The 24,730-nt window shown below is 68.4% G+C and carries 26 protein-coding genes; 12 read left to right on the top strand and 14 right to left on the bottom strand.

Annotation, left to right across the window (positions count from 1 at the left end; all coding sequences use genetic code 11):
- Positions 1–9: 9 nt before the first annotated feature.
- Together CGUA_RS09090 and CGUA_RS09085 are read left to right on the top strand one after the other, a co-directional pair.
- Positions 10–489, top strand: coding sequence for a hypothetical protein (locus CGUA_RS09090; protein ID WP_494337337.1), 480 nt, complete (start codon positions 10–12; stop codon positions 487–489).
- Between the two features lie 7 nt (positions 490–496).
- Positions 497–1,255 (top strand): AAA family ATPase, encoded by a 759-nt coding sequence (locus tag CGUA_RS09085; RefSeq protein ID WP_290194919.1) that lies wholly within the window; start codon positions 497–499, stop codon positions 1,253–1,255.
- 3 nt (positions 1,256–1,258) lie between these two features.
- Here the strand turns inward: CGUA_RS09085 and CGUA_RS09080 are convergent, their stop codons facing one another.
- Positions 1,259–2,623 carry an MFS transporter gene (locus CGUA_RS09080; protein ID WP_290194917.1) on the bottom strand — a complete coding sequence of 455 codons (1,365 nt, stop codon included), beginning with the start codon at positions 2,621–2,623 and terminating at the stop codon, positions 1,259–1,261.
- A 137-nt stretch (positions 2,624–2,760) separates the two neighbouring features.
- Here CGUA_RS09080 and thrC point away from each other — a divergent pair, with 137 nt between their 5' ends.
- The 3 genes from thrC to CGUA_RS09065 are packed head-to-tail and all read left to right on the top strand — an operon-like array spanning position 2,761 to position 5,337.
- Positions 2,761–4,203, top strand: a complete 1,443-nt coding sequence (gene thrC, locus CGUA_RS09075; protein ID WP_290194915.1) for a threonine synthase — start codon at positions 2,761–2,763, stop codon at positions 4,201–4,203.
- A 5-nt stretch (positions 4,204–4,208) separates the two neighbouring features.
- Positions 4,209–4,382, top strand: coding sequence for a hypothetical protein (locus CGUA_RS09070; RefSeq protein ID WP_290194913.1), 174 nt, complete (start codon positions 4,209–4,211; stop codon positions 4,380–4,382).
- Positions 4,360–5,337, top strand: coding sequence for a trypsin-like serine protease (locus CGUA_RS09065; RefSeq protein ID WP_290194911.1), 978 nt, complete (start codon positions 4,360–4,362; stop codon positions 5,335–5,337). The genes CGUA_RS09070 and CGUA_RS09065 overlap by 23 nt, the downstream gene beginning before the upstream one ends.
- Positions 5,338–5,354: 17 nt before the next feature.
- Here the strand turns inward: CGUA_RS09065 and CGUA_RS09060 are convergent, their stop codons facing one another.
- Positions 5,355–6,677 (bottom strand): hypothetical protein, encoded by a 1,323-nt coding sequence (locus CGUA_RS09060; protein ID WP_290194909.1) that lies wholly within the window; start codon positions 6,675–6,677, stop codon positions 5,355–5,357.
- Positions 6,678–6,767: 90 nt separating this feature from the next.
- On the opposite strand from CGUA_RS09060, the gene CGUA_RS09055 reads away from it, so the two are divergent.
- Positions 6,768–7,295 carry an NUDIX hydrolase gene (locus CGUA_RS09055; RefSeq protein ID WP_290194907.1) on the top strand — a complete coding sequence of 176 codons (528 nt, stop codon included), beginning with the start codon at positions 6,768–6,770 and terminating at the stop codon, positions 7,293–7,295.
- On the opposite strand, the gene CGUA_RS09050 is transcribed toward CGUA_RS09055, so the two are convergent.
- Complete coding sequence (locus tag CGUA_RS09050; protein ID WP_290194904.1) at positions 7,292–7,780, bottom strand: hypothetical protein; 489 nt, start codon at positions 7,778–7,780, stop codon at positions 7,292–7,294. The genes CGUA_RS09055 and CGUA_RS09050 overlap by 4 nt on opposite strands.
- 122 nt (positions 7,781–7,902) lie before the next feature.
- Here CGUA_RS09050 and CGUA_RS09045 point away from each other — a divergent pair, with 122 nt between their 5' ends.
- A complete protein-coding gene (locus CGUA_RS09045) occupies positions 7,903–9,339 on the top strand; it encodes a hypothetical protein (RefSeq protein ID WP_290194901.1) in 1,437 nt (478 codons plus the stop codon).
- A 65-nt stretch (positions 9,340–9,404) separates the two neighbouring features.
- Here the strand turns inward: CGUA_RS09045 and glnA (CGUA_RS09040) are convergent, their stop codons facing one another.
- Positions 9,405–10,841 carry a type I glutamate--ammonia ligase gene (glnA, locus tag CGUA_RS09040; protein ID WP_290198363.1) on the bottom strand — a complete coding sequence of 479 codons (1,437 nt, stop codon included), beginning with the start codon at positions 10,839–10,841 and terminating at the stop codon, positions 9,405–9,407.
- A gap of 311 nt (positions 10,842–11,152) precedes the next feature.
- Here glnA (CGUA_RS09040) and CGUA_RS09035 point away from each other — a divergent pair, with 311 nt between their 5' ends.
- Positions 11,153–11,905 (top strand): VIT1/CCC1 transporter family protein, encoded by a 753-nt coding sequence (locus tag CGUA_RS09035; RefSeq protein WP_290194899.1) that lies wholly within the window; start codon positions 11,153–11,155, stop codon positions 11,903–11,905.
- 10 nt (positions 11,906–11,915) lie between these two features.
- On the opposite strand, the gene CGUA_RS09030 is transcribed toward CGUA_RS09035, so the two are convergent.
- Positions 11,916–13,073: an ornithine cyclodeaminase family protein gene (locus CGUA_RS09030; protein WP_290194897.1), complete on the bottom strand. Its 1,158-nt coding sequence runs from the start codon at positions 13,071–13,073 to the stop codon at positions 11,916–11,918.
- Positions 13,074–13,378: 305 nt separating this feature from the next.
- Between CGUA_RS09030 and CGUA_RS09025 the strand changes: the two genes are divergently transcribed.
- Positions 13,379–14,116: a PIG-L deacetylase family protein gene (locus tag CGUA_RS09025; RefSeq protein WP_290194895.1), complete on the top strand. Its 738-nt coding sequence runs from the start codon at positions 13,379–13,381 to the stop codon at positions 14,114–14,116.
- Here CGUA_RS09025 and CGUA_RS09020 read toward each other — a convergent pair whose 3' ends face one another.
- The 4 genes from CGUA_RS09020 to CGUA_RS09005 all read right to left on the bottom strand — a co-directional run bounded on the left by CGUA_RS09020 (position 14,117) and on the right by CGUA_RS09005 (position 17,227).
- Positions 14,117–14,932 carry a DUF1206 domain-containing protein gene (locus CGUA_RS09020; protein WP_290194893.1) on the bottom strand — a complete coding sequence of 272 codons (816 nt, stop codon included), beginning with the start codon at positions 14,930–14,932 and terminating at the stop codon, positions 14,117–14,119.
- A 44-nt stretch (positions 14,933–14,976) separates the two neighbouring features.
- Complete coding sequence (locus CGUA_RS09015) at positions 14,977–15,168, bottom strand: hypothetical protein (RefSeq protein ID WP_290194891.1); 192 nt, start codon at positions 15,166–15,168, stop codon at positions 14,977–14,979.
- A gap of 126 nt (positions 15,169–15,294) precedes the next feature.
- On the bottom strand, positions 15,295–16,182 hold the full coding sequence (locus CGUA_RS09010) for an SDR family oxidoreductase (RefSeq protein WP_290198362.1): 888 nt from the start codon (positions 16,180–16,182) through the stop codon (positions 15,295–15,297).
- An 88-nt stretch (positions 16,183–16,270) separates the two neighbouring features.
- Entirely contained in the window at positions 16,271–17,227 is a 957-nt protein-coding gene (locus tag CGUA_RS09005) for an Ldh family oxidoreductase (protein ID WP_290194889.1), read from the bottom strand.
- A gap of 110 nt (positions 17,228–17,337) precedes the next feature.
- Between CGUA_RS09005 and CGUA_RS09000 the strand changes: the two genes are divergently transcribed.
- Together CGUA_RS09000 and CGUA_RS08995 are read left to right on the top strand one after the other, a co-directional pair.
- On the top strand, positions 17,338–18,615 hold the full coding sequence (locus CGUA_RS09000) for an NAD(P)/FAD-dependent oxidoreductase (protein WP_353959846.1): 1,278 nt from the start codon (positions 17,338–17,340) through the stop codon (positions 18,613–18,615).
- A gap of 257 nt (positions 18,616–18,872) precedes the next feature.
- Entirely contained in the window at positions 18,873–19,016 is a 144-nt protein-coding gene (locus CGUA_RS08995) for a hypothetical protein (RefSeq protein ID WP_290194886.1), read from the top strand.
- A gap of 162 nt (positions 19,017–19,178) precedes the next feature.
- On the opposite strand, the gene glnA (CGUA_RS08990) is transcribed toward CGUA_RS08995, so the two are convergent.
- Positions 19,179–20,615: a type I glutamate--ammonia ligase gene (gene glnA / locus CGUA_RS08990; RefSeq protein WP_290194884.1), complete on the bottom strand. Its 1,437-nt coding sequence runs from the start codon at positions 20,613–20,615 to the stop codon at positions 19,179–19,181.
- A 128-nt stretch (positions 20,616–20,743) separates the two neighbouring features.
- On the opposite strand from glnA (CGUA_RS08990), the gene CGUA_RS08985 reads away from it, so the two are divergent.
- Positions 20,744–21,223 (top strand): RDD family protein, encoded by a 480-nt coding sequence (locus tag CGUA_RS08985; protein WP_290194882.1) that lies wholly within the window; start codon positions 20,744–20,746, stop codon positions 21,221–21,223.
- Positions 21,224–21,231: 8 nt separating this feature from the next.
- Here the strand turns inward: CGUA_RS08985 and CGUA_RS08980 are convergent, their stop codons facing one another.
- The 4 genes from CGUA_RS08980 to lipB all read right to left on the bottom strand — a co-directional run bounded on the left by CGUA_RS08980 (position 21,232) and on the right by lipB (position 24,699).
- Positions 21,232–21,825: a GyrI-like domain-containing protein gene (locus CGUA_RS08980; protein WP_290194880.1), complete on the bottom strand. Its 594-nt coding sequence runs from the start codon at positions 21,823–21,825 to the stop codon at positions 21,232–21,234.
- A gap of 73 nt (positions 21,826–21,898) precedes the next feature.
- A complete protein-coding gene (locus CGUA_RS08975; protein ID WP_290194878.1) occupies positions 21,899–22,699 on the bottom strand; it encodes a DUF4191 domain-containing protein in 801 nt (266 codons plus the stop codon).
- A 95-nt stretch (positions 22,700–22,794) separates the two neighbouring features.
- Positions 22,795–23,835, bottom strand: coding sequence for a lipoyl synthase (gene lipA / locus CGUA_RS08970; RefSeq protein ID WP_290194875.1), 1,041 nt, complete (start codon positions 23,833–23,835; stop codon positions 22,795–22,797).
- 69 nt (positions 23,836–23,904) lie between these two features.
- On the bottom strand, positions 23,905–24,699 hold the full coding sequence (gene lipB / locus CGUA_RS08965) for a lipoyl(octanoyl) transferase LipB (protein WP_290194872.1): 795 nt from the start codon (positions 24,697–24,699) through the stop codon (positions 23,905–23,907).
- Positions 24,700–24,730 lie beyond the last annotated feature (31 nt).

Below are 24,730 nucleotides of genomic sequence, written 5' to 3'. Positions count from 1 at the left end.
GCGGGGCCCCTGAGCCGGGGTCGGGGAGGACCCGGGCAAAACCCTGACAATACGGGCGCCACCACGGCGAGGACGCGGTTCCGGCGCTACCGTGGGCTTCGTTGGTCCACACCGAACCATCACACCCACTACCGCAGGAGGACCCGACCCCTCATGGCCATGAACATCTCCGTCAACATCCACGACGCCACCTTCGGCGACCTGGTCTCTCTCGTCGAGGCCGCCAAGAAGGCCGGCGCCACCCGCGACACCGAGATCACCCTGCACGAGGGCCAGATCTCGATCGCCGTCGACACCTCCCGGCCGACCCCGGAGGCCCCGAACTCGGCGTCGACGGTCTACACCCACGACGTCATCGACGGTGAGGAGAACCACCTCTACGAGGCCGGCAAGAATTTCGCCGAGACCATGCGCTCGACCGCCAACCAGGGCTCCGACGCCGCGCTGCGCTTGATCGCCGAGCTGCTCCGCGGCGACCGGCGCTACTAGAGACCGCGTGATCGTCTCCGCCCTGCGCCTGCCCGAGCTGAGGGCAATGGCCGCGGCGGGCGTCGAGAGCTACGTCCTCGACCTGCCGGCCGTCCGTCACCTGGCGCGGACGGGCCCCCTCAGGCTGAGCACCCCGGTCACGGTCCTGGTCGGCGACAACGGGGCGGGCAAGTCCACCCTGCTCGAGGCGCTCGCGCTCGCCCTCGGGTTCCCCGGGATGGGCGGCCCGGTCGGCGGCTTTCACGGCGACATGTGGGCTGCGCGCACCGGAACGGAATCCCGGCTGGCGCACCACCTCGTCGTCCGGACCAGCGCCCCGCTGCTGCGGGGATTCTTCCTGCGGGCGGAGACCAGCTTCCAGCTGCTGACCGAGGCGGACAGGCCGCCGGCCCGGGCGGGGCGCAACGTGCTGGCCTCGGGGCAGTCGCTGCACGCCCGCTCACACGGGGAGTCCGTGCTGGGCCTGGTGGCCGAGCACGTCGCCGGCGCGGGCCTCTATCTCTTCGACGAGCCCGAGGCGGGGTTGTCGACCGTGAGGCAGATGGCCCTGCTGGCCGAGATCGACCAGGCCGTCGACCGGGGTGCGCAGTTCATCATCGCCACCCATTCCCCCGTGCTGCCCGCGCTGCCCCGGGCAGAGATCCTCGAGGTCAACGAGGCCGGAATCCTGCCGGTCGCCTACGACGACGTCGAATCGGTCCGGGCGATGCGGGAGTTCCTCGACGATCCCCGCGGGGTCGTCGACTACCTCACCCGGCCGGAGTAGCGCTCACTTCCCGGGCTGGTCCTCATCGACCACGCGTACGGAACCGGGGGCCGCCGCGGCGTCGGCAAGCCTGCGCTTGAGCAGAATCTTCGAGACCGCGATACCGACCATGCCCAGCCCCCAGATCACGAACACGGAGATCCAGGCGAACCGGAAGTCACCCCAGGTGTAGGTCTGGCCGTGGGACGAATAGTCGAGCAGGAGGCCGACCGTCTGCGCGGTGACCATGCCCGCGAGGAAGCCGCCCATGTTTCCCAGTCCGGTGCCAGTGGCGACGATGGTGCGCGAGAGCGTTTCGCGGACCCCGTCGAAACCGTAGCTGGAGGTGCCGGTGAGGAAGGCCATGACGATGTTGACCGCGATGAGCGCACCCAGGCCCGGGGGAGTGTCGGGCAGCAGGAAGAAGAACCAGGCGGTCGCGATGGCGGTGGCGGCCAGGACGACGACGCGGTCGCGGTTGCGGCCCGCCCGCTGGGAGATGACCCCGATGATCGGCCCGGCGATGACGTTGGTGGCGGTATTGATGGTCAGGACGAGGCCGATCTGGGCGTCGGAGAGGCCCATGCCCAGCTTCATCAGGGGAGCGCCCCACAGCAGCGTGAAGACGATCTGCCACAGCATCGCCGAATGGTGGATGAAAAACGCCTGCCAGCACGCGGGGTGGTGCAGCACGTAGGAGAGCTTCGCCCAGAAGGTGGGTTCCGGCCCGTCGCTTGCCGACGCCTGCTCCGCCGACCCCGGTCCCGCCGGGGACTGCTCGGGCGGGTCCGCGATGGCGATGCCGCCGAAGATCGCCACGAGCACGGCCACGGCGCCGACGGACACGAAGGCCACCGTCCAGCCCTGCACGTTGAGCAGCATGAGGAACGGCACCGCCGAGAGGAACTGGCCCAGCTGGCCGAGCGAGCTGGTCAGCTGGGTGAACAGCGGCGTCAGCCGCAGCGGGAACCAGAAGGGCAGGATGCGCATCGCGGACAGGAACGCGGAGGCGTCGCCGGCGCCGATGAGCACGCGCGCGGCGATGGCGACCCAGTAGTTGCCGGTCAGACCCAGCAACACCTGGCCGCTGCCCATGACCAGCGCGCCGATGACGAGCACCCGGCGGGGGCCGAACTTGTCGATGAGCAGACCCGTCGGGATCTGCGCCAGGGCGTAGACGCCGATCTGGACGGCGGTGAACACCGCGATGCGGGAGGCGTCGACGCCGAAGCGCTCGATGGCGGCCACCCCGGCGACGCCGAAGGAGGTGCGCCCGAAGATGGCGACGATGTAGAAAAGCACCGCCGCGCCCCACACGATCAGCGCCCGCCGGGTCAGCTGCTCCCGGGGATTGGGTTGGGAACCAACGGGCGCATTCGGTGTGGTCATACCGGTGAATCCAGCCTTTCCTGGGTACCCGGGGACGTGGACCGAAGAGTCGTTTTCTCGGACGGGGGCACGCCCGGGGGAGCGGGTGTCGCTACTCAGACTAGAGTAGTGTCGCTACTCAGACTAGAGTAGGGGCCGTGAAATACATCTCGACGCGCGATTCGAACCGAACCCCGGTCAGCTTCACCGACATCCTGCTCGCCGGACTCGCTCCGGACGGCGGTCTCTATCTGCCGGCCGAATACCCGCAGATCAGCGACGCCATGCTCACCAGCTGGCGCCAGCTGCTCGCCGAGGAGGGCTACGCGGCCCTGGCGGCCGAGGTCCTCAAGCTCTTCGTCGACGACATCGACGACACGGCGCTGGAGGCGATCACCGCCCGCGCCTACCGCACCCCGGTCTTCGACCACGAGGAGATCGTCCCGGTCACGCGCATCGACGAGAACCTCTACCTCGGCCACCTCTCGCAGGGCCCGACCGCGGCCTTCAAGGACATGGCGATGCAGCTGCTGGGGGAGCTCTTCGAGTACGAGCTGACCCGCCGCGGCGCCGAAATCAACATCCTGGGCGCCACCTCGGGGGACACCGGCTCCTCCGCCGAGTACGCGATGCGCGGGCGCGACAACATCCGCGTCTTCATGCTCACCCCGGCCGGCCGGATGACCCCGTTCCAGCAGGCGCAGATGTTCGGTCTGGACGACCCGAATATCTTCAACATCGCCCTTGACGGCGTCTTCGACGACTGCCAGGACATCGTCAAGGCCGTCAACGGTGACCCGGAGTTCAAGAAGAAGTACTCCATCGGCGCCGTCAACTCGATCAACTGGGCACGCCTGATGGCCCAGATCGTCTACTACGTCTCCTCCTGGCTGAAGATCACCGAGTCCAACGACCAGAAGGTCTCCTTCTCGGTTCCGACCGGCAACTTCGGCGACATCTGCGCCGGCCACATCGCCCGCCAGATGGGCCTGCCGATCGACAAGCTCATCGTCGCGACCAACGAAAACGACGTCCTCGACGAGTTCTTCCGCACCGGCGACTACCGCCCGCGCTCCTCCGCCGAGACCCAGGCGACCTCCAGCCCGTCGATGGACATTTCACGCGCCTCCAACTTCGAGCGCCTCGTCTTCGACGTGCTGGGGCGCGACGCCGGGCGCATCGCCGACCTTTTCGGCACCCGGGTCCGGGCAGGCGGCTTCACCCTCGCCGAAGACCCCGCCTTCCCGGCCATCGCGGAAGAGTACGGTTTCCTCTCCGCGACCTCCTCCCACGCCGACCGCCTGGCCACCATCGCCGAGACCAACGAGCGTCTCGGCGTGCTCATCGACCCGCACACCGCCGACGGCGTCAAGGCCGCCCGCGAGTGGGCCGACAAGATCGACAGCCCCATCGTCGTCCTGGAGACCGCCCTGCCGGTGAAGTTCTCCGAGACCATCGCCGAGGCCATCGGGGAAGCGCCGGCCATCCCGGAGCGCTTCGAGGGGATCCTCGACGCCGAGCGTCACGTCGTCGACCTGCCCAACGACGCGGAGAAGGTCAAGGACTACATCCGCACCTCCATCGAGACCACGGAGGTCTGACCCCCATGGGACAGGAATTCTTCGGCGGGCCGGAATATTTCCAGGAGTTCGATCCGGAGAAGTTCGCCCGTGAACTCAAGGCCCAGGCCGAGCGGGAGGCCCGGAAGTCCGACACCGGAGTCGATTCCCCGGCCGGGCAGGAAGCGCAGGACACCGATGGCGAGCCACCCCAGCACTGACGGTGCCGCGGGCCTGCGCGGCGGGCTCCTGTGGGTCCTGGCGATCCTGGTGGCGGTCGTGACCGTGGTGGCCGTCCTCGTCGCCGCCGGCCGGGAGAACGCCGCCTTCGAGCGGGCCGCCGAGCAGACCAGCCTCGAGGCCGCGGTCAGCGAGGACGCCGCCCCGGCGGCCCCGGCCCCGCCGGCCGCCCCGCTCGAGGGTGTTCTGGCCACCCCGGGAAGCCCGTGGACCCCGGGGACGACGATGCACCTGACCGGCGACTACCCCCAACCGGGCGTCCCCTTCGAGGTGTCGGAATGCACCGTGGCCTTCGGCTTCAGCGACGCCGCGGGCAACGCCTACGCGGTCACCGCCTCCCACTGCGGGAGCGTGGGCGATCTGGTCTGGCCCACCAACGCCACCACCGTCGCCGACTACGCGACGGAGGTCGGCCGGGTCATCTACTCCGACCTCGACCAGCCCGCCGAGGTCAACCACGACATCGGCATCATCCAGGTCACCGACCCCCACCGGTTGATGACCTTCGCCGGGGACGGGCAGCAGCCCTCCCTGGTCGCGGGCGGACCGCGCTTCGCCGACCACGCGACCACCCCCGACGACGCCTGCAAGATCGGCGGCACCACCGGCCTGACCTGTGGCCCGACCGGGCCGATTCAGCGCCAGCAACTCTATGACGAGGACGGTTCCTTCGTCCTCACCGAGGGCGCGACGGCCACCATCTGCGCCGCCAAAGGCGACTCGGGCGGCCCGGTCGTCGGCGAGGTCGACGGAACCTCCGTCATCCTCGGCCTGCTTTCCGGCACCCGCACCCCGGAGACCCCGGTCACCGACTGCGGCGCCCCCGGCGCGGAGCTGATGACCGTGGCCTACACCCCGGCGGCCACGATCGTGGAGACGATCCGCGAGGTCGTCCCGGACGCCCAGCTGCCCCAGGCCGAGGTCCCCGTGGGCTAGCCAGGATCGGCGCCGTCCTACTCCGTGGGGTAGCGGTCGGCGTAGATCCCGAGCTCCGCGGCGCGGGAGGTCCGGGAGTTGTCGCCCATGACCAGCCCGTCGTCGTCCTTGACGTCGGCATAGTCCATGTAGCCCTCCATCTCCCCGGCCCCGTAGACGACCAGCGCAATCCAGTCCAGCGGCGCCTCCGTGGCCAGCTGCCCCCAGGACGCCAACGCCCGGTCGTACTCCTCCGGGGTGGTCGGCATCCACGTGATGGTCGCGGCCTTCGCCCCGCCAAAGGAGGGGTGATTGGTGAAGGAGACCGCCGAGGCCCCGTTGTCCAGCGCGAACGTCAGCGGCATTGTCAGCAGTTCCGCCGGCAGCGAGTCGAAGCAGAACCCCCAGGAATCGATCTTGACGTTCTCCGGGGTACGGATGCTGACGTTGGTGGCGCAGGAGTTCTGCGTCAGGGTGCTGATCTGCCGGGCCAGCAGCTGCGGCTGGGCCACGGCCGCGGGGCTGGCCTGCGCAGTGAGGATGACCCCCTGTTCCGTGGTGGTCGCGTCCGCCTGGCTGAGCACGGCCGGGATGACCAGGTTGAGCACCTCCTGCGTGTTCCAGTCCACCGGCGGGCCGAACCCGGCCGGCACCTCGGTTTCCCGGGACGGCCACCGGTCCGCGTTGGCTTCGTACGCGCCCAACCCGATGGCGCCGCCGAGGATGCCGACCAGCGCCACGGAGTAGGCCGCCCGTGCCCATTTCCGCCGCCGACCACGCAGCGGCGCGTTCGACTCCCGGGGCGCCTCAGCGACGGTCACGGTCGTGCTCGCCGCCCGCGCCGCCTCCCCGTCTGCGGGGGTCCGCTTCTCGACGTCCGACGCGTCCTCCGGCCCGCCGGCCCCCGCGACCCCGTCGGTGGAGGAATCCTCCTCCTCCGCCGTGCCCGTGCCGGGCAAGTCCGCGGCGACCGGCTCGGGCACGATCGTCGCGGGGGCCGTCTCATCCTCCGCCGCGAGCGGGGTCGTCGCCGGTGGCGTAGCCGGCTCGTCGACGCTCTCCGCCTCCGGCCGGTCGGGTACGGCCGTCTCCGTCAGCTCCGGCACCGGTGCACCGGCCGCGGGTTCCGGGGCGGGGGTCAGCGCCCGGTACTCCTCGGCGGCCTGGGCGTCGGAGTCGGCTGACCCGGGCGGCGGCGGGGCCGGATTCTTCGGGACCGCGGCCATCCGTCCCGCGCGGCGCAGGGCGTTGCGCGCCGCCGGCGAGAGGGGCGCGGGGGCGGCGTCGGTCCGGCGTCGAAAAGCCCGGCGCTTCAGACGGGGACTGTGCTGTGAATCGGAATTGTCTGGGGTGCTCGCCATAGTGTGTAGGAGTCTAGTCCAGCGGGTGGGTGGAACCGGCGCACTAGACTGATCGGCACGTGTCATCGAACTGCAAGGAGTACTCTCGTCGTGCCCATTCCGGATTTCATCGTCAAGACCCGCGAGAAGATCGGCCACGATCCGATGTGGCTGCCCGCCGTCACGGCGGTGGTGCTGCGTGACTCCACCGACGACTCCCCGTGGGCCGTTCCGGAGGTGCTGCTGGTCAAGCGTGCGGACAACGGTACCTGGACGCCGGTGACCGGCATCTGCGACCCGGGCGAGGACCCCCACGTCACGGCCGTGCGTGAGGTGAGGGAGGAGACCGGACTCGACACCCGGGTGGACGCCCTGCTGGCGGTCGGCGCCACCCGGCCGGTCGTGCACGCCAACGGCGATCAGGCCACCTACATGTCCATCTGCCTGCGCCTGAGCGTCACCGATGACAGCCAGGCCCCGGCCGTCGGCGACGACGAGAACAGCGAGGTCGGCTGGTTCTCCATCGCGCACATGCCGGTCGAGAACCCGGAGTGGCGCCTGGTCATCGCCGATGCGGCCGCCCAGCGCAAGCACCCCGGAAACTTCAGCCCGCGCCTGGGACTGCGCAAGCGCACCTAGGTCCAGTAGCGGTCCGCGTAGGTGATGCGGTACGCGGGCCAGCCACCGGCGAGGATCTCCTCGAGCTCAGGGGGCGTCCGGGCGCGTACCGCGACCTCGAGCCAGGGCGGGACGGATTCGTCGACGACCTCGGCGTCCGGGAAGTGCTCGCCGCAGGCGATGATGTGGGGCGGGGCCGGGCTCGGGGTCAGCAGCAGCCGGGCGACGTCGGCCAGGTCGAAGACCAGCTCCGCCAGGTGCGGCCCCGGCTGCGCGTCCCAGACGGTGGCGTAGACGCCCCGGGCGCCCTCGCCGAGCCAGGACATCTCCAGGTGGAGGGTGTTCCCGTCCAGGACGGGGAGCGCCCCGTCCTCGGCGAGCAGGTAGGGGCCGGTCGGGGAGGGGATGAGGCCGCGCGCACGCAGGAATGCCCGGGTGTCGCTGATGCGCGAGCGCAGGCCCGGAGCACCAGGGTCGGGGGAGACGAGCGTCAAGGTCACTGCCATGGTGGCCCCACCCTAGCCGGGCCCATGACCACTACGGTGCGCAGCGCCGGGGCCACCGGGCCCGGGGCGGGGGTTAGAGTCGGCCCCGTACGGTCGATGACTGGAATTCGGGGGGATTTCACATGACAGCGGGATTTGACGTGGACACGGTGTTTCCGGACCGGTGGGAGCGCTATCTGGAATACCCGTTCCACATCGGCGGCCGGCCGGGGGTGATCAGCTCGGAAATCGCTTTCTGGGACTTCCTGGTGGAGGAGGGGACAGCGGTCGCGGAGGCAGTGGCCGGGGCTGCGGTGGACTCTTTCCGGGGGGATGCCGCGGACGCGCTGAACCGGTTGATCACGCGGGGCCATGCCCCCGCCGTCACCGGGTTGATGGCGTCGGCGGGGCGCATGCGTGAGCTTATCGGGGACTACGACGGCGCCCTGGCTGAACTCCGGGAGGTGATGGAGCTCAACAAGGAACAGGCGAAGCTGCACCGGGACGGCTGGGAAGGCAGGGGCCGGGAGTTTCACGCCCTGGCCGGCCGGCTCCGGTCCGCCGCCGGGGCGGGGGACCCGGAGCTGTACTACAGGATCGCCGGGCAGATGCTCGTCGTGCAGGAGGAGTACCTCCACCACATGCGCGAATTCTCCACGTGCTTCGACAACGCCGTGGACCTTCGTTCGGCGACGGTGGACCTGGACGGTCTGACCGCCTCCCGGATGAGACAGCTCACCGACGGCCTCGGGACGTGGTCGCCGCCGACAGCCCAGGAAGAGTGGAACGACGGCGCGCTGGAGGTGGTGGCGGAGAGGCTGATGGAGGCCGGGCGCCGGCTTATCGACGATGGCCTTTACCTGCAGTGGCTGCCCGCAGCGGTGCTGCCGGTGCCGGTGGCGGGGGTCGACGCCATCGCCGGTGATCAGGTCGTCGTCGCCAGTGCGGCGGCGGTGGCCGCCCTGAGCGCGGCGGTGGCCGCCCTCGCCGAAGGCATCCAGGTCACCGGCTCGGCCATGGTGGGCGCCGCCGTACGTTACGTGACCTCGGACGCGGAGGCCGCGGGCGAACTGCTCGCGCTGGTGATCAACCCGACCACCCCGGATTCCGGGCTCGACCCGCGGACCGCCGCCGGCTACTCACAGGAGCTGATCGAGGAACTCGGCAAGGCCGTCGACCAATCGACTCCGGCCGGGACCAGGATCGTCGAGATGACCGATCGTGCCTCGTCGAAGGCGATGAGCACCGCCGACCTCGTGACCACCTCCGCGGCGATCGCCGAGGCCGTCGACGCCGGGGTTCCCGTCGGGGAGGCGGTCCGCCAGCACGCGATGGAGCCGATGCTCCGCGAGGGCGCGCGTGACCTGGCCTTCACCCAGGTTAACCGGCGGCTCAGCAAACGGGTGGCGGGATCGGTGGCGATGTCCCTGCTCAAGCCCCGCCTGGTCGGACGCTTGGGCCCGACGGGGGTGGCCGCGAATGCCGCGCTCGTCGTCCACGACGGGGTCACTTCAGTGCGGGAGGCCAGGGAGGCGAAGCGACGGATGGAGATCCGCGGGCGGCAGGCGGGGCGGGGCTGAGCGAACCGGAACATCCCGCCCCGCCGGTAGCCGGCAGAGGCCTCGGCAGGTGGGGCGGAGGCGGGTTAACAGTCGTAGTAGAGCTCGAACTCGTGGGTCGTCGGGCGCAGGCGCGCCGGGTAGATCTCCTCCTCGCGTTTGTACTTGATGTGGGCGTCGATGAGGTCCTGGGTGAACACGTCACCGGCCAGCAGGAACTCATGGTCCTCCTCGAGCGCGTGAAGGGCCTCGTCCAGGGAGGCCGGCAGCTGACGGATGCCGACCTTGTCCTCCTCGGCCATGGCGTAGAGATCCTCGTCCACCGGATCACCCGGGTGGATCTCGTTGCGGATGCCGTCCAGGCCGGCCATGAGCATCGCGGTGAAACCCAGGTAGGGGTTGCCCGAGGGATCCGGCGCCCGGAACTCGATGCGCTTGGACTTCGGGCTGTTGGAGTTCGAGGGGATGCGGATCGCCGCCGAGCGGTTGCGGCTGGAGTAGACCAGGTTGACCGGAGCCTCGAAGCCCGGAACCAGGCGATGGTAGGAGTTCATCGTCGGGTTGGTGAACGCCAGCACGGCCGGGGCGTGGTGGAGCACGCCGCCCATGAAGTGCATGGCCAGCTCGGAGAGGCCACCGTAGTTGGCCTCGTCGAAGAACAGCGGGTTGCCCTCCTTCCACAGACTCATGTGCAGATGCATGCCGGAGCCGCCGTCGTTGGCGATCGGCTTGGGCATGAAGGTCGCCGACTTCTGGTTCTGCTGGGCGACGTTCTTCACCACGTACTTGAAGGTCTGCAGGTCGTCGGCGGCGTGAAGCAGGGAGTTGAAGCGGTAGTTGACCTCCTGCTGGCCACCGGAGCCCATCTCGTGGTGGGCGCGTTCGACCTCGAAGCCGACCTCCTCGAGGGTCTCGCCGATCTCGTCGCGGAGATCCTGCAGGTGGTCATAGGGGGCGGTGGGGAAATAGCCGCCCTTGGTGCGCACCTTGTGGCCGAGATTGCGCGAGCCGTCCGGGTTGAACTCCTTGCCCGAGTTCCACCAGCCCTCCACCGAGTCGACCTCGTGGAAGCTGGCGTTGTTGGTCGAGTCGTAGCGCACCGAGTCGAAGATGTAGAACTCCGCCTCGGAGCCGACGTTGCAGGTGTCGGCGATGCCGGTGGCGGCGAGGTACTTCTCCGCCTTGAGCGCGATGTTGCGCGGATCCCGGGAAAAGACCTGGCCGGTGTGGGGATCGTGCACGAAGAACTGGATGTTCAGCGTTTTCGAGCGGCGGAACGGATCGACGTAGGCGGTGGCGATGTCGGGCAGCAGCGTCATGTCGGAGTCCTCAACCGAGGTGTATCCCGAGATGGACGACCCGTCGAACGCCACCCCCGTCGCCATCGCCTGCTCATCGAAGGTACGGGCCGGAATGGCGAGGTGCTGCTCGATTCCGGGAACATCCGTAAAGCGGGCGTCCACCCACTTGATGTCGTTCTTCTCGATGAATTCTGCGACTTCATCATATGCAGTGAAGTTCAGGGGCACGGGTATCGACTCCTCGTCGTGCCGGGCGGGCCAGAGAAGGTGGGTAGGGGACATGTCGCACGCGCCAAGCTGGCGGGTGAGCGGTCCGCCCGGACTGCCAAGACAGGCCGCCGGGGGCGCGCGTCCCCCTGCATCGGCCTCCGACCAAGGATAGGGAAAACCTCGGCGGGAAAGCACAGGCAGCCTTTCAATCCCCCCCCGGATGGCTCAGCGTCACCCCAGGAAGGCAAGGCTGGGTTTCGTTGTGGCGCCACGAAGTCCGGCTTAGGGTGGAGGCATATCACCGGCGCCGAAGGAGAACCGTCATGCCCAGCTTTTCGGAGCGCATCATCGGGGACAACCCCGTCGTACAGGAAACCAACCCCTCCGCGGGCGGGGACCTGGGCAACCGGCTCAACGCCCTGCGCGCCGGGGTGCTCGGCGCCAACGACGGCATCGTCTCCGTCGCGGCGCTGTTGCTGGGCGTCATTGGCTCGGGCATGGACAGCCGTTCGGTGCTGGCCGCGGGCCTGGCCTCCACCATCGCGGGCGCTGTGTCGATGGCCGTCGGCGAGTACGTGTCAGTCTCCTCGCAGCGCGACACCGAGAAAGCACTCGTGAGGAAGGAGACCTGGGAGCTGGCCGAGGATCCGCAGGGTGAGCACGACGAACTGGCCGGGATGCTCGAGGAGATGGGCATGAGCGCCGACACGGCCTCCACGGCCGCCACCGAGATCAACAGCCGGGGCGTCGAGATCACCGTTCCCGTCCACCTGAAGCTGGAGTTCGGCCTCGATTCCGAGGACCTCACCAACCCCTGGATCGCGGCGGGCGCGTCGGCGATCTCCTTCCTGCTGGGCGCGGCTCTGCCGATGCTGTCGGTGTTCTTCGCCGGTGCGGGCAACGGTGCGCTGATGGTGACCGCGACGACGCTGATCGCTCTGGCCGTCACCGGCTACGTCTCGGGCAAGTTGTCGAAAGCCAACCCCTGGCGGGCCGTCCTGCGTCTGGTCCTCGGCGGCGCGCTCGGCCTGGCCATCACCTATGGCGTCGGCGCGCTCTTCGGGGTAGCCGCCTGAGGGTGAGCCCTTAGCTAAGCGCCGGGGTGTCCCACAGGTTGAGCACGGTACCGATGCCCTTCCTGCGGGCGTTCTCGTAGAGGTCGGTCGCCCAGGCGACGTCCTCGACCGGCATGCCGCCGATGGAATAGAGGAAGATCTGCCCGTCGCTGACGCGCCCGGGGGCGTGACCGGAGGCGATGTCTCCGATGTTGACCAGCTGCTCCTCACGAAGAACCCCCTGCTCCTTGAGATCCCACCAGTGGTTGCCGGGGATGCCGAGCAGCTCCTCATAGGTGACCTTCGGGCCGTTCTCCTGGAACCACTCCTGGTAGAGGCCGCGGTAATCGACGACGAGGTCGGCCCGGCCGGAGGTGAGAAGGTCATCGTCGAAGCGGGCCGCGGCGGGGGCGAGGACCAGCGCACCGGGCTTGAGCCAATCGGTCTTGAAGTAGGGGAAGGCGCTCGGGCCGTCCTTGGAGGTGGAGGTTCCGGCAATGAGGATGTCGGAGTTCTCGATCGCCTCCTGCTCTGAGTGGACGACCTGCACGTCGAGCTCCGGGAAGGACTCGGCGTACCACTTGGCCGCCCGGTAGGTGGACGCTTCCGAGCGGCCCTTGACCTTGACCGTGCGGATCGACGGGCGCTGGGAGACCGCGGAGGAAAGGATGGTCCGGCTCATGACGCCGGGGCCGATGATGCCGACGGATTCGGCGTCGGACAGTGCCAGATGCTTCACGCCGACGCCCGGGACCGCGCCGGTACGGTAGGCGGAGAGGGTGTTGGCGCTCATGATCGCCAGCGGGGCACCGGTGTCGGTGTCGTTGAGGACGAAGACGTGGATGGAACGCGGCAGGTCGCGTGCACGGTTCTCGGCGTTGGAGCCGTACCACTTGACGCCGGTGGTGCCGAATCGGCCGCCGAGGTAGGCGGGCATGGCCATGAAGCGGCGATCCGGGCCGTCAGCGGGCATGCCGGCGTGCTCCGGGCGCGCCGGGAAGTTGATCTGGGCGCCGTGGGAGTTCGCGGAGGCGCCGGCCATGCGGTAGTCGCCGTCAGCAAGCAGGATCAGCGTCTCTTCCATGACCTCGACGCAGCGCGCGGAGTCCGCGACTCCGGCGTCGAGCATGTCCTGCTCATTGAGGTAGAGGAAATCGATGCGGGGAAGCTCCGGGGGAGTGAAGGTCATTATTATCCGTGTCTTTCCAGGTTATGTCAGCCCCGCGTCCATCCGCGCGGGGCGCGGGGGCGGGCCGACGACTCTGATGTTTTGTCCGGCGGCGCGCGGCACGCGGTGTCTGGCGTGGCGCAGCGCACGTCGGCGTGGGTACCGTGGGCGGGTACGCCCTCACCGTAGGGAAGTCGACCGTCGAACCATAACTATTCCGGCCCCTGTACTGCGGTTTTGTCCCGGGTTTAAGGAGCCGGAAAGGTGGGTTGCGCTGCCGGTGGCCGAGTTTTATAACTAATCAATAACATTCCTCGAGGAGACCTATGACTGGGCAGAACGTTCACCAACTGGACACGTCGGGTGTGGAGCGGATCCTGTGCGTCGTGGCGCACCCCGACGATCTCGAATACGGAATCTCCTGCGCGGTCGCGGCCTGGACCGCGACCGGAATAGCGGTCGATTACCTGCTGCTCACCGCCGGGGAGGCGGGCATGCAGCGCGAACCCGCCGTCGCTGGGCCGTTGCGTGAGAAGGAGCAGCGGGCGGCCTGCGACATCGTCGGAGTCGATGACCTGACCGTCCTCGACTTCCCCGACGGCCACATGGAGGCGGGGCTGCCGGTGCGCAAGGCCATCGCCGCCCACATCCGCCGACGCCGCCCGAACATCGTGGTCACCAGCAACTACGACATCAACGCACCCTGGGGCTTCAATCACGTCGACCACCGCATCACGGGCGAGGCCACCGGCGACGCCATCCGCGACGCCGGCAACCGCTGGTCCTTCCCCGAGCTTCTCGACGCCGGACTGGCCCCCTGGAGGGCCGAGCGCTTCCTGGTCGGGGGAGTCTCAGCCCCCGACGTCTGGGTGGACGTCACCGGCGAACCGCTGGAGAAGGGAATCGCCTCTCTGGAGGCGCACCAGGTATACCTGGCTGACCTGCCCGATCACCCGGAGCCGAGGGACATGCTCACGGCCATGAGCGCGGAGACGGCGACGCAGCTCGGACTGGGCGATCAGGGGGTGGACAACGCGATGGGCTTCGTGTCCTGGGACATGTAGTTAACTGTCCGCGTCAGCGTAGCGGGCGCGGGCCAGACAGAAGAGGCCGTACATCATCAGGCCCACACCGACGACGATGAGCAGAACCATGCCGAAGGGCTGCTCCCCGATGTAGCGCAATGCGGCGTCCAATCCGCCGGCCTTCTCCGGATCGTTGGTCAGCGCGGCCCAGACGACCAACCCGCCCAGTACTGCGAAGGCGACGCCGCGGGCGATGTAGCCGATGATGCCGCTGACCACGATGGCGGTGCCGACACTGCCGGATTCTGCGCCACGGTCCAGGTTCTCGACGAATTTTCGCGAGACCCCCTGGTAGACGGAGTACAGGCCAACCCCGATGATGACCAGTCCACCGATGCCGACGGCGATCGCACCGGCGGGCTGGTTGAGGACCGTCGCGGTGACGTCGCTGGCCTTCTCCCCGTCCGAGGTGCTGGCCCCGCGCGCGAAGGTCGCGGTGGTGGCGGCGAGGGAGAGATAGACCACCCCCAGCGCGGCGCCCTTGACCCGGTGCTTGAGTTCCGGGCCGGCCGCCACCTGGAGAAGGCGCCACAGGGAGAGGGCCCCCAGGCCCGCGACGGCGAGCCAGAGGACGACCCGCCCGCCGGGCGCCTCGGCGATTTGGGCGAGGGCGCCGGAGTTGGAGGCCTCCCCGGACCCCGAGCCGGTGGCGATGCGGATGGCCAACCAGCCGACGAGGAGGTGCAGAAGACCCAGCACCACGTAGCCGAATCGGGCGACGGCGTCCAGCACCGGGTGTTCCCGGGCGGTCTCCGCAAGGTCCTTGCCCTCGCGACTTAAGCTGGAAGAGTCCATACCTGCAGACTAATACGCGCCCGGGGAAAACCCTCTGAGTTTTCTCAGAATGTTATTGTCGCGATGACCCCGGCCAGGGTGGTCAGGACGGTCACCAGGACCGCGGAGACGAGAACGTGGGGCAGGTAGCGACTCATCGGGTCGGCCCGCGCCTCCTCCTCATCCAGGGCCACGGTCGCGCGTGCGCGGGCGATTTCCTCTTCGACCAGCCGGCTGATGTATTCGTCACTGATCATGACGTTCACCTCTCCTATGCGAGTCCCCTCAACCTAACGCCGTCCCGGGGAGAAAAGGAACGTCGGAAAGATTGAAATGACACTGATAGGTAGGCGAAGAAGAGGGCGATGTGCTAGCCGCCCGTGCTAGGGGGTCGGGCGTCCACCGGTGACGCTGAGGGTGGAGCCGGAGGTGTAGGAGGCCTCGTCCGAGGCCAGGTACACGTAGGCGCCGGCAAGCTCGGCCGGGTGACCCGCACGGCCGAGGGGGCTGGCCTGACCGAAACTGGTGACCTTCTCCATCGGCTGTCCGTGGGACGGCTGCAGCGGGGTCCAGAACGGGCCCGGCGCGACCGCGTTGACCCGGATGCCCTTCGGCGTCAGCTCCATCGCCAGCGACTTGGACAGGTGGTTCATCGCGGCTTTGGTGATGCCGTAGTCGATGAGCGTCTCGCTCGGGTCGTAGGCCTGCACCGAGGAGGTGAAGATGATGGAGGAGCCGGGCTGGAGGTGGGGCAGCGCCTCCTTGGTGACGCGGTAGGCGGCGTAGACGTTGGTGCGCATCGTCAAATCGAAATCCTCGTCAGGCAGGTTCTCAATGCCGTCGTGCCAGATCTGGCGTGAGGCGTTGTTGACCAGGATGTCCAGGCCACCGAGCGCCTCGACGGTATCGGCGACGACCTTTCGGCAGCCCTCCAGGGTGGACAGGTCGACCGGGATGCCGATGCCCCGGCGCCCGGCGTCGCCGATCGCCTTAAGGATGACGTCCGCGTCAGGCTGCTCCTCGGGCAGGTAGGCGATGGCCACGTCGGCGCCCTCGCGGGCGTAGGCGATGGCCGCCGCGGCGCCGATGCCGGAGTCGCCGCCGGTGATCAGCGCCCTGCGGCCGACCAGGCGCTCATGGCCGACGTAGCTGTCCATCCCGAGGTCCGCAGGGGGCTGGAGGTTACGGTCCAGTCCGGGTTCCGGCTGGGTCTGCTCCGGGGGATCGACGGTCGGGAAGAGGGTGCGGGGATCGTTGAGCGGGGACATTATGAGCCTCCTTCATTAGCGGGTACTTATGCGATCCACCCTAGGCACCTCTTCTGGGGCCTTGGCCCCCTCCGAGCTTTTCGACGGGACCTCACAGTCTGCTGTTCAGCTGTTCCCAGACGTCGTCGTCGATCTCCACCTCGGCAGGAAGATCGCCGAGCAGGGCGTCACGGCCCGGCACGTAGACGCCGTGCTCCGCCGCGAGGCGGGCCAGGTGGGAGGTCAAGCGGGGTAGCGCGTCATCGCCGAAGTGGCCGGGGTCGAGCACCATCATGAAGAGCCCGACTCGCGGGGAACCAGCCTGGGCGGCGGTGGCCTCCAGCGAGGAGACACCCCCGGCGAGCATGGCCAACATCTCGAAGGTCAGACCCAGGTTGCCGCCCCGGGCCCCGCCGAAGGGCAACAGCGCGCCGTGCTCGACGGCCTCGGCCGCGTCGGTGGTCGGGGCGCCGGTGCCGTCGACGGCCCAGCCCGCGGGCAGCGCCTCCCCGCGCTGCGACATCTGCCGCACCGTGTGGAAGGCGGCCTCGCTGATGGCCTGGTCGAGCAGCATTCCGCCCGGCACCCCGAAGGCCACCGGGTTGGTCCCGATGACGCGTTCGCCGGTGTCTGCCAGGGTGACCAGGGCGGGGGAGTTGGTCGTCGTCAGGCTGATCATCCCGTGCCGGGAGAGTTTGCGCGGGTACCAGCCCAGTTCGCCGGTGGTGAAAGTGTTGGCGATCGCGACGATGGCCACGCCCTGGGCGCGGGCGACGTCGAGGACCTCGTCGATGGAATTCTTGAGCGCGAATTGCGCCAGGCCTCCGTCGGCGTTGATACGGACGACGGCGCCGCGCACGCTGGCCGAGGGTCGGGCCTTGCCGTTGATCCTGCCCTCATCAAGCGCGTCGAGGTAGTTGAGCAGGTGGAAGGCGCCGTGGCTGGACTTGCCCGCCAGTTCCGCGTCGAGGAACACGGCGGCGGTGGATGATGCCTGGGTGACGTTCATTCCGTGGGCCGTGAGCGCGGAGAAGAACGTGGAGCGGAGGGTGTCTGCGGTGACGATCATGGCACACAGGGTACGGAAAACGGCTCCGTCGGGGAGCGTGGAACGGCGGCGCCCTGAAGGGGTGGGGCGCGGGTTCGGAAAACCCGGGGCGCGACGCCGGGGAGGTGTATATGCTCGGCACGACATGCGACATTGATCATGAAACGGAGGCTGGTGTCATGCAGGACAAGACCATCGTCGTCGGAGCCGGGATGGTCGGGCTCTCGACCGCCTGGTATCTGCAGGAGATCGGGCACGAGGTGACGGTCATCGACCGGGACGGCGTGGCGGCGGGTTCCTCGTGGGGCAACGCCGGCTGGCTGAGCCCGGGCAAGACCATCCCGCTGGCCAATCGCGATCTCTGGGCGTACACGCCCACGGCGCTCTTCGACCGGGATGCGGCACTGCACGTGCCGATTCCGCCGAGCCCGCGGGTCGTCGACTTTGGGCTACGGTTTCTCAGGCACGCCAACGACAAGTCGTGGGACAAGACGATGGCCAAGCTCACGCCGATGAATCTTGACGCGCTGGCGGCCTTCGACGAGATGCTCGACGGCGGGGTCGACGCCTGGACGAAGAAGAGTCCCTTCATCGTGGCCTTCAAAAACGAGAGGGAGGCCGGCGGTTTCATCCGCGAGGTTGAGGGCGCCGTCCGTCACGGGCAGGAGGTCCCCTTCGAGGAGGTCGACAATCCTCGGGAACTGGTGCCGCACCTCTCGGACAACGTGGGTCTGGTCTTCCGGATGGGCAACCAGCGCTACATCGAGCCCGGGCCATTCGTCAACGCGCTGGCCGAGGCCGTGCGCCGCCGCGGCGGGGACGTCCGCACCGGCGTCGAGGTGCGCGACGTGAGTTCGACCCGCACGCCCGTCGTCTCCCTGGCCACGGGAGAGCGGCTGCAGGCCGACAACGTCGTGCTGGCGACCGGCGCCTGGCTCCCGGCGCTGGCCCGCACGCTCGGTGTGCGCACCCGGGTTCAGGCGGGCCGCGGCTACTCCTTCACCGTCGACACCGGCGAGCATCCCGTCGACTATCCGGTCTACCTGCCGGCTCAGCGGCTGGCGTGCACCCCCTACCAGGGCCGATTCCGGATCGCCGGCACGATGGAGTTCAAGTCGCCGGACGCGCCCTTCGCCCCGCAGCGGGTGGCCTCGATGGTCAGGCACGCCGCCGAGATGTTCGACGGCATGGACTTCGACCACCGTCATGACGAGTGGGTCGGTTCCCGACCGGTCACTCCGGACGGGCTGCCTCTGGTCGGCGCGACCAGGGCGCCTGGGGTCTACGTCGCCGGCGGCCACGGCATGTGGGGCATGGTGCTCGGGCCGGCGAGTGGCCGCGCGCTGGCGCATCTGATCAGCACGGGTGAGACGCTGGACGTGATCAGGGACTTTGATCCGCTGCGATGATGCTGGCCCGCGTGCGGCCGTGCTCAACCTCACAAATTCCGGGCGGTGTAAGTCACGCTTCCGGGGGCTGTGACGGGCATGGCAGGATCCCGGTTGGGGTGACGTCATCAAAAATTGCCTGACCTGCAGTAAAGGAATAGACGGCGCCTTTTCCGGAGAATTCCACACTCTCGGGCACGGTGTCCCGCAGGTGAGCGGCAGGTAAGCGCCCGGAGTGGGCATTGCGGACATAAACGGGCATGGTTAGGGTGGCGGATATGATCACACCAAATATTCTCTTCGTCGCCGTCATCATCCTCACCGTCCTCGTCGCGGTGGCCCTGATCATCCTGGCCACCGTCTCCACCGACAACGTCGCCGCCACCCAGAAGCGCGCCGAGGCGGCCCTCCTCGCCGCCTAAGCGCCCCCACCCGAGGAAAAAGAGACCCCACCGGGGGTCTTTTCCTTTTTCCCGGCTCCGCAGGGAGGTGGGGAGGCCGGGGCGTCGACACGCGGGGCCCGGAAAAGCCGGAACCCGCCGAAGTGCGCGGGCACCTGGCGGGCGGGTCGGTGGACTCGGCGGCTAGCAGTCGTAGTACATCTCGAACTCGAGCGGGGTGGGACGCAGACGGGTCGGCATGATCTCGTGGTCCCACTTGTACTTGATGTAGGTCTCGATGAGGTCCTCCGTGAAGACGTCACCCTCGGTGAGGAAGTCGTGGTCCTCCTCCAGGGCCCGGAGCGCGGCCTCCAGGGAGGTCGGGGCCTGCGGGATCTCCTTGGCCTCTTCCGGCGGAAGCTCGTAGAGGTCCTTGTCCACCGGGGCGTGCGGCTCGATGCGGTTCTTGATGCCGTCGATGCCGGCCATGAGCATGGCGGCCAGACCCAGATAGGGATTGCCGGACGGGTCCGGTGCGCGGAACTCGAGGCGCTTGGCCTTCGGGTTGTTGCCCGTGATGGGGATGCGCACAGCCGCCGAACGGTTGCGCTGGGAGTAGACCAGGTTGATCGGGGCCTCGAAGCCCGGGACCAGACGATGGTAGGAATTCAGGGTCGGGTTGGTGAAAGCCAGCACCGCGGGTGCGTGGTGCAGCAGGCCACCGATGTAGTAGCGGGCCAGATCGGACAGGCCACCGTAACCGTTCTCGTCGTAGAAGAGCGGGACGCCGTCCTTCCACAGCGACTGATGCGCGTGCATGCCCGAACCGTTGTCGCCGGCCAGCGGCTTCGGCATGAAGGTCGCCGACTTGCCGTGGCGGGCCGCGGTGTTCTTGATGACGTACTTGAAGGTCTGCAGCATGTCCGCGGAACGCACCAGGGGAGCGAAGCGGTAGTTGATCTCCTCCTGGGAGCCGGTGCCCACCTCGTGGTGGAAACGTTCGATCTGGAAACCGACCTGCTGCAGCTTGTGCACCATGGCGTCGCGGACCTCGACGGTCTGGTCGACCGGTGCGTTGGGGAAGTAGCCGCCCTTGATGCGCGTCTTGTTGCCCAGGTTCGGGGTGCCGTCCAGGTTGACGTCCTTGTCGCGGTTCCACCAGCCCGAATCCGAGTCCAGCTTGTAGAAGGCCTCATTGACGTCGGCGCGGTAGGAGACCTTGTCGAAGAGGTAGAACTCCGCCTCGACGCCGAAGGAGGCGGTGTCGGCGATGCCGGTCGAGGCCAGGTACTCCTCGGCCTTCTTGGCCACGTTGCGCGGGTCCCGGCTGAAGGGCTCGTGCGTGAAGGGATCATTGACGAAGAACTGCATGTTCAGCGTCTTCGAGGTGCGGAAGGGATCGACGTACGCGCTGCCCGGGTCGGCCATGAGAATCATGTCCGACTCGTCGATCGTGGTGAAGCCGCGGATGGAGGAACCGTCGAAGGCGAGGCCGTCGGCGGCCGCGTCCTCGTCAAACTCACTGGCGGGCAGTGAGAAGTGATGCTCGGTTCCGGGGACGTCGGTGAAGCGGACGTCGAGGAACTCCACCCCCTCGTCCTTGATGAATTTGACGATCTCCTGGACACTGTCGAAGGCCACAGCGTTTATCCCTTCGGTGATGGCAATAGGTGGTGGATAACTATCACACAGCCTAAACGAAAGCAGGCCGGGAGAAATAACGGGTACGCGTTTTCCCCCCTGACCATTGCGGACTAGGCTCAACGATCATGGCCCAGAACAAGCGCAGCTGGCTCGACGGTCCTTCGATCCCGAGCGAATACGACGACGGAACCGAGGACGCGTCCTTTTACCCGGGCAAGTCCATGGGACTGCCCAGGGAAGGCGTCGGGTCCCTGGCCTCGGTCCGCCGCCGCATGGGCGGGGTGCTCATCGACTGGATGATCGCCTGGGTGACCGCGGCCTTCGTCGCCACCTTCACCGACGCGCTCGGCGACGTCTCCACCATGACCTACCTCTTCTGGATCATCCTCGGGGTCGTCTCGGTGTGGATCTTCGCGCGCACCCCCGGCCAGGCCGTCCTGGGCATGGGCGTCGCCCGCGTCGACGTCCCGGGCGCCAAGGTCGGCGTCTGGCGCCCCGTGGTACGCACCCTGCTCACCGCCTTCGTCCTGCCGGCCGCCCTCGTCGACACCGACGGCCGCGGCATGCACGACCGCGCCACCGGCACCACCGTCATCCGGGGCTGAGTGATCCGTTACTGCGGGGACTCCGGCCGTACCGGCTGGCGCAGCACCGTCCGCAGCTTCTCGGGGGAACTCCGGCGGGGATCACTGAGATAAATCTCGTGGTGCGGCCCGTTGAAGGTCACCCCGAGCCGGGGCATGACCTCGTGGTGCAGCCGGGCCAGGGTCGGCCCCTCGGCGGCGTAGGGGCCGACGTGCATGATCTGCAGGCAATCGCCCTCGTCGAGCCTCGCCACCGAGACCTCCGGGTCGATCCGCGCCGTTTCCAGATCGGCCTGACTGACCTGGTCCGGGAGCGGGATCATCAGCGTCCATTCCCAGCGGTCCTTCTCTCCGGCGGTGAACACGGAGGGGTCCTCGGCCCACCACAGCGCCTCGAGGGGGCCGACGACGAAGGCCTCGCCGGTCCGTGCTTTCAGCGCCCCGCGCACGACGTAGGCGGCGCAATAGAGCAGCTCCAGCGCGCGTCGGTAAGCGGGGGAGGTGTTCGGATCCCCCGCCCCCCGAACGGTGAGGTAGCGGGTCGGCGGCACCGTCACCCGGTCGAAGTCCCGGGCTCCGGGCCGGTAGAGGCGCGGGAAGTCCTTCTTCAGATCGATGGTCATGGCACCAGGATACGGCCGGAAAAGTGACGACCCCGGCTCCGAGCGGGCCGGGGTCATCAACGGGGAGGCAGCGCTACTTGCCCTTGCGCTCGGAGGCGCGGCGCATGCGGCGGTTCATGCCCGCCATGTTCTGGGCCTGCTTCGGCAGCGGGCCCTTGGGCATGCCGGCCTGCTGACCGCCGCCGACGCGGTCGAGGGCGTCGACCTTGGCGGCGATGGCGTAGACCTGATCCTTCTTGTAGTTGCGCGGCAGACCGATGAGGTGGCGCTCCAGCTTCTTCAGCGGGACCTGGCCCGCCTCGGTGTCGTTGCCGACGTAGACCTCGAAGATGGGGACGCCGCCGAGTACGCGGTCGGCGCGCTTGACCTGCTGCGCCATCATCGCCTTGAGACGGTGCGGGTTGCCCTCGCCGACGAACACGACGCCCGGGTTGCCGACGACGCGGTGCACGGAATCCATCTGGGTGTTGGCCGCGACGCCGGACTTGGCCACCCAGGTGACGCCGACGTTGGAGCGCAGGTTGTCCAGGACCCAGCCGGCGGCGCCGGGCTGGTCATCGACGCGCTCGTACATGTTGGCCTGCAGCCGGCGGGTGAACAGCCAGAACGCCAGCACCAGGCCGAAGGCGAGGCCGAGGGCGAGCATCCACCACTGGCCGTTCCAGATCAGACCGACCAGGAAGAACGCCACCGCGGTACCGAGCCAGGCGAGCAGCAGCAGCGGGATGAGTGACTTGTCCTCCTTGGCGAGCATCTTGAACGCCCCCCACAGCTGACTGCGGGTCTGCTTGCCCTGGGCGCGCTTCGCCGCGCGCGACTCCTGTTTCGCCGCCTTCTCAGCGGCCTTCGCCTTCTTTGCTGCCTCATCTGCCATGGTCCACATCCTAGGCCACACCCAGCGCAGACGCCGAACCACCCGTCGAAAAACAGGGCTTTTCGACGGGTGGTTCGGTAATTAAACTTCGGCGACTAACGGTAGGTGACCGGAGTGTCCACCGACGGGCCGTACTTGTCCAGCAGGGAGGAGGCTTCCTGGGCGGTGGCGCCCTGGGAGGTCTCCGCCAGGTGCCGGAGGTTCTCCGGCAGCTCGCGGCCGCGCTTGGCCATTGCGTCGACGTAGAGCTTGCCGGCGCGGTAGGAGGAACGGACCAGCGGGCCAGACATGACGGTAAAGCCCAGCTCCTCGGCGAAGTCGCGGTACTCGATGAACTCCTCCGGCTTCACCCAGCGCTCGATCGGGTGGTACTGCGGCCCGGGGCGCAGGTACTGGGTGATGGTGATGATGTCGGTGCCGGCATCGCGCATGTCCTGCAGCGCCGTGATCACCTCATCGTGCTCCTCGCCCATGCCCAGGATGAGGTTGGACTTGGTGATCAGACCGAACCTGTGGGCCTGGTTGATCACGTCGAGGGAGCGCTCGTACTTGAACGCCGGACGGATGCGCTTGAAGATGCGCGGGACCGTCTCCAGGTTGTGGGCGAAGACCTCCGGGCGGGCCTCGAAGACCTGGGCCAGCAGGTCGGGCTTGCCGGAGAAGTCCGGGGTGAGGTTCTCGACGCCGGTGTTCGGGTTGAGCTCGTGGACCTTGCGGACCACCTCGGCGTAGAGCCAGGCGCCCTCGTCGTCCAGATCGTCACGGGTGACGCCGGTGATGGTGGCGTAGTTGAGATCCATGTCGCGGATGTTCTCGGCGACGCGGCGCGGTTCGTCGCGGTCCAGCGGCGAGGGCTTGCCGGTCTTGATGTCGCAGAAGTCACAGCGGCGGGAGCAGGTGTCTCCGCCGATGAGGAAGGTCGCCTCGCGGGACTCCCAGCACTCGTGGATGTTGGGGCAGCCGGCCTCCTGGCAGACCGTGTGCAGCCCGGCGCTCTTGACCCGCGACTTCATGTCCTCGTAGCCTGGGCCGGTCTTCACCGCGTTGCGGATCCAGCGCGGCTTCGACTCGATGGGGGTCTGCGCGTTGCGCTTCTCAACGCGCAGCAGCTTGCGTCCTTCTGGTGCGATAGTCACACCTGCCACCCTACAACCGGTGTCCAATTAATCCGAGGGAGGGCATGCCCGGTTCGGGGGTGACACCCGTCATCCCTGCTGGGAGCGTCTGCGCCCGGTGATTCTTTTCGCCGGGTCCGGTGCCGAGGCGAAGGTGTGGTCGGCGACGGTCAGGCGCCCGGACAGCGCCTCGTCGAGCGCGGTCATCAACGGCCCCTCCGCCTCCTCGGTGGTGACCTCCCGGCCCAGTTCCAGCGACAGGGTGGTCACGTCCGCGTCGTCGATGCCGCAGGCGATGATGTGCTCGTAGTACTCCAGGGTGTTGGTGCAGTTGAGCGCCAGGCCGTGCATGGTCACGCCGCGGGTGATGCGGATGCCCAGGGCGGCGATCTTGCGGTCCCGTTCCGGGGCCGCGGGATCGGCGGCGCGGGCCGTGGCCGGGACCCACACGCCGGAGCGCCCGTCGACGCGGCCGGCGTCGACCACGCCGAGCTGGCGCACCGTCTGGATGATCGACTCCTCCAGCCGGCGGACGTAATCGACGACGTCGACGGGTTCGGCCAGCTTCAGGATGGGGTAGACCACCAGCTGGCCGACGCCGTGCCAGGTAATGCTGCCGCCGCGGTCGACGGTGATCACCGGCAGGCCGTTGTCCGGCAGGTCCGACTCGAGGGTGCGTTTGCCGGCGGTGTAGACGTTGGGATGCTCCAGCACCAGCACAGTGTCGTCGATCTCGTCGGCCGCGCGCTGGGCGGCCAACCGGGCCTGCAGCTCCCAGGCCTGCTCGTACTCGACCACGCCGAGTCGGCGGATGTCCAGGGGCCGGTCGGAGGCGCGGATCGACCGGTCGGCGGGGAAGAACGGGGCTCGGGGTGCGTTGCTCATGATGGCTCACACCTTACGCCGGTGAAAGGTC

The organism is Corynebacterium guangdongense (genome assembly GCF_030408915.1).
Lineage (GTDB): Bacteria > Actinomycetota > Actinomycetes > Mycobacteriales > Mycobacteriaceae > Corynebacterium > Corynebacterium guangdongense.
This window is presented reverse-complemented; position numbering and strand designations above follow the sequence as displayed.